The organism is Vibrio sp. Vb0937 (assembly GCF_033338855.1).
Window position 1 is genome coordinate 1 of record NZ_JAWOTK010000400.1, and the last position, 1092, is coordinate 1092.

Consider the following 1092-nt stretch of genomic DNA (forward strand, 5'->3'; position numbering starts at 1 on the left):
ACGATATTCCACTTTGTTCTTGAACAACACATCATCGACATCAATCGAGGTGCTTACACTCACCGCTTGGCGCTCGGTGGTGATGTTTTGATCATCCTCGATTTCGCCTTTCTGATAGCCGATACCCATGTCGATGTCGTCGTTCATGTCGTAGCCAAAGCCGAATGAATCGATGCGACCTTTGCCGTTGTTCTCATCCACAAATTGGTTTTCTTGGTAGAAATCGACCGTTGAAGTCAGATCTGCACGTTGGCCGACAATCACGTTGTTTTTGCCTTCGTAGCTGTCATCGACATAGGTTAAGTAAGTGCTGTAGTCTTCCGTTACGTCATAAGTCACGCTGGCTTCAGCCGCATCGCCACGATCGCCCGTGGTGTATTCTGCGCCAACGACGAAGTCTTCTAAAATACGCGTTTCACCACCAATAGTGACGCTGTCGTTCTCATCGTACTCATCGGTTTTTCCAACGGTTTTTTGCCCTTTGATGTAAACATTGTTGTCGCTATCCCAAATGTAATCGGCACGCAGGCCCGCTAAGGTGCCTTTGCCTTTTTCGTCTTCGTTGTTTAGCTCTTCGACTTGTTTACCTGCTGCGGAAATCTTGATGTGTTTGGTCACTTTGACCTGAGTTTCCAGTTCTGCCTGTTGAGAATCCGTTCTTAGTGTGCCGTCGGACTCACGCTCTTCCATCGAGGTAAATCGAGTTTTCACCGCAACACGATCCGTTGCTTGAAGACGGATTTCCGTACCATAAGATTCTTGTTCTAAATCGTCATCTTGGCTTGCGTAGCTGTAACCTGCATCTTTAGATTTGTACCAAGCTTTAACATCGTTACCCACAGCAGAAAACACGCTCGGGGCGATATCGTAAAGGTTCATCACCCCTTTCACTTGATAAGAGTCACCTTCACGATCATCCGCACTGCCGCCAATAGGAGTAAAGGTTAAACCGCCATCGAAAGAGACATAGTTAGAATCGGTTTGACGACCTTTACTGTGGCCGAACTCGGCTTTCAAATAGGTGCCTTCTGATGCTCGTAACGTTAAGTCTGTGCCGTAAGCTTCGTAGTCTTGGTTATCTTTTTCTTCGGT

1 pseudogene is annotated in these 1092 nt (G+C 47.0%); it reads right to left on the minus strand.

Annotation, left to right across the window (positions count from 1 at the left end):
• Positions 1-1092, minus strand: a pseudogene (locus R7P67_RS26040) (hypothetical protein); the annotation flags it as partial.